This is a genomic window from Micromonospora sp. NPDC047753 (assembly GCF_040642735.1).
Taxonomy (GTDB): Bacteria; Actinomycetota; Actinomycetes; order Mycobacteriales; family Micromonosporaceae; genus Micromonospora.
In genome coordinates this window covers 1-5,706 of the sequence record NZ_JBEYSL010000440.1, presented here as the reverse complement: position 1 = coordinate 5,706, position 5,706 = coordinate 1, and the positions used below count along the sequence as shown (strand labels likewise).

Genomic DNA, 5,706 nt, shown 5'->3' with positions numbered 1-5,706 from the left:
GATCCCGGCGACCACCAACAGCGCGGGCGGACGCATCGCCATCGTCCAGGCGAGCACGAAGAGCACCCTCGCACCTCGCACCTCGCGCTCGCGCTCGCGCCCGCGCTCGCGCCCGCGCCCGCGCCCGCGCCCGCGCCCGCCGATCTTGCACTTTCGGTTGTCGATATGCCGCTTTGGCACCGGTATCCCACAACAGAAAGAGCAAGATCGGCGGGGCAGGGCAGGTCGGGGCAGGGCCGGGCAGGGCCGGGGGCGGGGTGGGGCTGGGTGGGGTTAGGCGCGTTCGGTTCGGGTGGCTGGGTGGCGGTCGGGGTCGGCGGGACGGCGGGGGGTTGGTTGGGACAGGCCGGTGCTGAAGCGGGTCGAGTCCGCCGCCAGGTCCGGATGTTCCACGTCGAGTGCCAGCGCTGCGGCCTCGTCCAGCCCCAGCTCCGCACCCTCGCCGTACGCGTCGTCGAAGGCCGCGTCGCCCAGCACCGCGCGCAACTCCCCCTGCTGCTCGGCCCAGTAACCGCCGAAGATGCCGGGGGTGGCCCGCATGCTCGCCCGGGTGGCCTGCGCCGCTCCGAACAGGCGGGCGGCGGTCAACCGCTCCCCGCCGATCGCGCAGCGCACCGCTACCGCGTTCAAGGTGTCGCACGCCCGCCCGTGGTAGCCGTGACCCATCCGGGAGCGCAGCGCCACCAGCAGATGCTCGTGTGCGGCGATCACGTCGCCGCGGGCCAGCGCGACCACGCCGAGCAGCATGTCCACCGAACGCCGTCCCCGCTCCACGGGCCGGGCCGCCTCCACCGGACGCACCGCGCCCAGCAGCTCTGCGGCCTCCTCCAGGGCACCCCGCCGCCAGAGCAGCTCGGCCAGGCTGAAGACCGCGAACAGAGCCTCGCCGACCACGTCCTGCCCGTGCGCCCAGTCGATGACCTCCCGGCACACCCGTTCGGCCTCGGCGAACTGCCCCATGTCGACGAGCGGCGCCGCCCTGCCGGCGAGCACCCGAGCCAGCAAACCCGCGTCGCCGGCCTGCCGGGCCGCTGCCTCCGCCCGCTGGGAGTAGCGCAGTTCCTCGGCGAACTCACCGTCGGCGCTGGCATGCAGCGAATGCATGTGGTACGCCGCAGCCAGCTCCGCCTCCGGGATCCGCTCCCCCGTCTCAGCGATCCGTCCGTACAGCCGGAACAGCCACAGCCGCCCCTCGCGGGCCAGGCCCCGCTCCAGCCACCACTGGTCAAGCCCACCCGCCAAGCCGAGACCCGCACGGGCGCTGCCGCCGGTGGCGCACCACCGCAGCGCGGCGCGCAGCTCCCCGGCCAGTGGATCGAGGGCATACAGCGACAGCGTCACCGGCCGGCCGTCCTGGCCCAGGTGGGCCCGGTCCAACGCGTGCGCCGACCAGGCCACGTGCCGGTCCCGGGCGGCCTGCTCCTCGCCCGCCTCGGCCAGCCGTCGCGCCGCGTACGCACGGATGGGGTCGAGCATCCGGTAGGTGCTGCCGGAGGCACGCGGCTCGGCCAACACCATCGACTTGTCCACCAGGACCGACAGCGGGTCCAGCGGATCGTCACCCAGCAGCCACTCCACCGTCGCCAGATCCACCGGGCCGGCGAAGACCGCCAGCCACCGCAGCAGGCGGGCGGCCCGGGGCCCCAACGTCCGATAGGACCAGGTGACAGTGGCCTGCATGGTCAGATGCCGTTCGGTGGCCGAGCGCTGCACCGCTCGGCTCGCCGGTGAGGGTGGCGACGCCCCGGCGGCCGCGGCGACCAGGTCCACGGTGTCCTGCTGGTTGCCGGACCAGCCCCGCTCCACCGGCGGCGGATCCGGGTCCTCCCGGCCGGCGTCCAGGGTGCCGAGGACGTCGTCCAGGCGCTCGGCGAGCTGACCGACCGAGAGCACCCGTAGCCGGGCGGCGGCCAGCTCGATGGCGAGCGGCAGGCCGTCCAACCGCTGCACGACCCGCCGCAGGTCGGCGGACTCGGCCGGGTCCGGCTGCCGACCACCACGGGCCGCCGCCGTGCGGTCCAGCAGCAGCGCCACCGCGTCGCTCTCCGCGCCGTCCGCGCGCGGGTCGACCGAGAGCGGCGGAATCCGCCACACCACCTCGCCGGGCAGGCTGAACGACTCGCGACTGGTGGCCAGCACCCGTACGCCGCTTCCACCGGACAGCAGCCGCGCGATCACCTCGGCGCAGGCGGCCGGTTGGGTGTCACAGGTGTCCAGTACTACCAGCATCCGACGGCCGGCCGCGTACTCGACGAGGGTGTCCAGCATCGGCCGACCGGGCTCGGGACGCAGGCCGAGCACGGCGGCGATGGCGAACGCCACCAACCCCGGGTCGGTCACCGAGGCAATGTCGACGAACCAGACCCCGTCCGGGTACGCCTCGACAACTCCGCTGGCCAACTCCACCGCGAGCCGGGTCTTGCCCGCGCCGCCGGCGCCGAGCACGGTGACCAGGCGGTTCTGACGCACCAGCAGGCTCAGCTCGATGCGCTCGGCCTGCCGGCCGACGAACGAGGTGACCTGGGTGGGCAGGTTGTGCGCCACCGCGTCGGCGGTGCGGGGCCGGGGGAACTGTCGCTCCAGACCCGGTGCGACGAGTTGGAACAGCCGTTCACGGTCGTCAAAGCCGCGTAGCCGGTGCAGCCCCAGGTCGAGCAGGGTCGCACCCGGCGGCATCGGATCGGCCCGACGGGCGGTGGACGCCGTGCAGAGCACCTGCCCGCCGTGCGCGGCGGCCGCCACCCGGGCGGCCCGGTGCACCTCGGCGCTGGCGTACTCGCCGTCGCGTGGCTCGGCATAGCCGGTGTGCAGGCCCATCCGCACCCGGGGCGCGGCTTCGGGGGTGGGCCAGTCGTGGCTGGACAGTGCCCGCTGAGCGGTCAGGCACGCGGTCATCGCCGCGGAAGCTTCCTCGAAGGCCAGGAAGAACGAGTCGCCCTCGGTCAGCAGTTCCGCGCCACCGGTGCTGGCCAGCGTGCGGCGCAGCAGCCGTCGATGCTCGGCGAGCACCGGGCGGTAGTCCGGGCCGAGCAGCTGAGCCAGCCGTGTGGAGCCCTCGATATCAGTGAATACGAAGGTCACCCAACCGCTCGGGAGCTGGATCCGTGGCGACATGCGAGGAACCTCCGCCCGTGACGTCGGGTTCATGCTGCCTGAGTCCGAACGATCACACATCGTGAGAACGGCCGGGCAAGTGCCGCCTCAACGTGCCACTCGGACCCGCTCCCGGCAAGGCTGGCCCACCAGGCGGCGGCGAATTGACCCGATCAGCAGCCGCAGGCGCCGCCGCAGCAGCCACCACCAGCGGCGGGTGCCGGGGCACCACCACTGCGACCGGTGACCGCGACCGCGGAAAGAAGCTTGACCGTGTCGGCGTGTCCCTGAGGGCAGCTGGCCGGCTCACCGGCCGCCGCCATCGAACGGTTGACCTCGAAGGTGTCGCCGCAGGCGCGGCAGCGGAACTCGTACCGGGGCATGCCACCCAGGGTACGTGGATCTGACGGTTCGCGGAGCATGGGTGATACTCGACAGGTGGTGGACGGCGAGGACGACACGCGTGTGCAACCGTTACGACCGGCCGCGCCGCTGGACGGGCCGCTCGAAGGCTCCGGGGCAGCGCCCGACCAGGTGCGCAAGGTGCCCCGCCCCCGCCGCCCCTGGCTGAGCGGGCGTTCCGCCGGCGCGCCGGGCACGCCACCAGCCACCACGGCGGTTCCGCCAGCGGCGAAGTCCTCGGCAGCCGACTCCGCCGGGTCCGAACCGGACTCCCGCGCCGCCGGCCCGGAGGTCCCGCCCGAATCTGTCCCGACCGCAAGCCCCGCAGCCGACCCCCTGGCCGCGGCAACCAACGCCGAGGCGGGTCAGGCCGAGACCGCGAAGGCCGACGCCGCGAAGGCCGAGACCGGTGTGGCCAAGGACGCGAAAGCCGACGCCGGTAAGGCCGACACCCCCGAGGCCAAGGACGCGAAGGCCGACGCCGCCAAGGCCGACACCGCGGAGGCGGACGGCGGCGCCAGTGGTCCGGCCGCGTCGAAGGCGGCCGGCGCGTCGAGCGCCGACGCGCCCGCCGACGACGCGAAGACCGACGCCGCAGGTCCGGCCAAGACCACTGTGGATGAGATCCCGGCCGTATCGGCGTCCGGCCCGGCCCGCCGACGGCGGGTGCAGTTCGCGCACGCGGTACGGCTGCCGCCCCGTCGGGCAGCAGCCGCAGCGACCCAGGCGACCCGTGCGTGGGCGCGCCGGCCGAGTGGTCGGCTGACCCTGCCCGGTGTCTTCCTGCTGGCACTGGTGGCGGCGACCGGCGCGGTGGGAGCGCTGCTCGTACCGGCCACGATCCGTGCGCCGCGCCCGGTCGCCGTCGACGCCTCGGCCGCGCCGAGCGGGGTGGCAGCGCCGGGGATGCCCTCCGGCCTGCCGACCAGCCCGCTGCCCACCGGACCGCTACCGACCCTTCCGCTGCCCTCCGGCGGGTTGCCCGGCAACGGGCTTCCGACCGGGTCGGTGATCGGTGGCCGACCGTCGGATGCCCTGGCCGGCTGGGCGCAGCAGGTCGGTGCCAAGGTCGATGTCCCGGCGGTAGCCATGCAGGCGTACGGCTACGCCGAGCTGGTGCTCGCCCAGACCAACCGCAGCTGTGCGCTGAGCTGGACCACGCTGGCCGCGATCGGAAAGGTCGAATCGGATCACGGGTCGACCAACGGGGCGCAGTTGGGGCAGGACGGCAAGGCGGTGCCCAACATCTTCGGGCTGCCGCTGGACGGCAAGGACGGCCGGATGCGGATCATCGACACCGACCGTGGGGCGCTCGACGGGAACTCGACCCTCGACCGCGCCATCGGGCCGATGCAGTTCATCCCGACCACCTGGCAGGAGATCGGCGCGGACGCGGACAACGACGGCCGCAAGGACCCGCACGACCTGGACGACGCGGCCCTGGCAGCGGGGAACTACCTCTGCAAGGGCGGTCGGAACCTGAGCATCGCGGGCGACTGGTGGAACGCGATCCTCTCCTACAACGATGTACGGCGGTACGCCCAGGACGTCTACGACACCGCGAACCGGTACGGACGGGCCAGTCGCTCGTGAAGTGATCGTCTCGATACGTTGGAGAACTGGACACTTCCCCCGGGCCTCTGTTAGCGGCAAGCTAGACGGGTGATGGTGCGCGAGTGGGACCCCAGGACCGCGTCGTCCGCCGAGATCGCGTCGCTGTTGGCCACGCTGAACGCGGTCCTGGCGGCCGATCTGCCGCAGGATCCGCCCTGGCGGGAGGCTTCGCTGCGGGAGTACCTCGCCGAGGTGATGCCCGGCGAGCGGCGGATCTCCTGGATCGCCCAGGCCGAGCCGACGGATCCGGGCGACACGGGCGCTGTGATCGGCCAGGTGCACGTACTCCTTCTGGGTGACATCGGCGTGCTCGAGGTGCTGGTGCACCCGTCCGCCCGACGCACCGGCCTCGGCCGTGACCTGGTGCTGCGTGCCGCGCGCCGGGTCTACCAGGAAGGCTTCCAGTCGATCGGGGTCGAGGTTGTCGGCGACACGCCGGCGGTCGGGTTCTACGAGGCGCTCGGCTTCACCCGGGAGTACGTGGAGACGCGCAGCGTGCTCGACCTGACGGCGGTGGACTGGGCCGAGCTGGCCGAGATGGCCACCGGCATCGGGGCGGGCTACCAGCTGGAGTTCTTCCCGGGCGGGCCGCCGGAC

5 protein-coding genes are annotated in these 5,706 nt (G+C 73.5%); 2 read left to right on the top strand and 3 right to left on the bottom strand.

Going from position 1 to position 5,706, the window contains the following annotated elements; all coding sequences use genetic code 11:
• The 3 genes from ABZ749_RS27850 to ABZ749_RS27840 all read right to left on the bottom strand — a co-directional run.
• Nucleotides 1–180, bottom strand: a 180-nt coding sequence (locus ABZ749_RS27850; RefSeq protein ID WP_357233012.1) for a hypothetical protein, incomplete at its 3' end; no start/stop codon positions are given.
• Between the two features lie 93 nt (nt 181–273).
• Complete coding sequence (locus ABZ749_RS27845) at nt 274–3,114, bottom strand: NB-ARC domain-containing protein (RefSeq protein WP_357233010.1); 2,841 nt, start codon at nt 3,112–3,114, stop codon at nt 274–276.
• A gap of 152 nt (nt 3,115–3,266) precedes the next feature.
• Nucleotides 3,267–3,476, bottom strand: a complete 210-nt coding sequence (locus tag ABZ749_RS27840; RefSeq protein WP_357233008.1) for a zinc ribbon domain-containing protein — start codon at nt 3,474–3,476, stop codon at nt 3,267–3,269.
• Nucleotides 3,477–3,513: 37 nt separating this feature from the next.
• Here ABZ749_RS27840 and ABZ749_RS27835 point away from each other — a divergent pair, with 37 nt between their 5' ends.
• Both ABZ749_RS27835 and ABZ749_RS27830 read left to right on the top strand, forming a co-directional pair.
• The gene (locus tag ABZ749_RS27835) at nt 3,514–5,088 is read left to right on the top strand and encodes a lytic murein transglycosylase (protein WP_357233006.1); all 1,575 of its coding nucleotides are present in this window, start codon (nt 3,514–3,516) and stop codon (nt 5,086–5,088) included.
• 72 nt (nt 5,089–5,160) lie between these two features.
• Nucleotides 5,161–5,706, top strand: a 546-nt coding sequence (locus ABZ749_RS27830) for a GNAT family N-acetyltransferase (RefSeq protein WP_357233014.1), incomplete at its 3' end; no start/stop codon positions are given.

Excerpts from the sequence above, each read along its gene's own strand:
- ABZ749_RS27840 (WP_357233008.1), bottom strand. The coding sequence starts at position 3,476 with ATGCCCCGGTACGAGTTCCGCTGCCGCGCCTGCGGCGACACCTTCGAG.
- ABZ749_RS27845 (WP_357233010.1), bottom strand. The coding sequence starts at position 3,114 with ATGTCGCCACGGATCCAGCTCCCGAGCGGTTGGGTGACCTTCGTATTC.
- ABZ749_RS27835 (WP_357233006.1), top strand. The coding sequence starts at position 3,514 with ATGGGTGATACTCGACAGGTGGTGGACGGCGAGGACGACACGCGTGTG.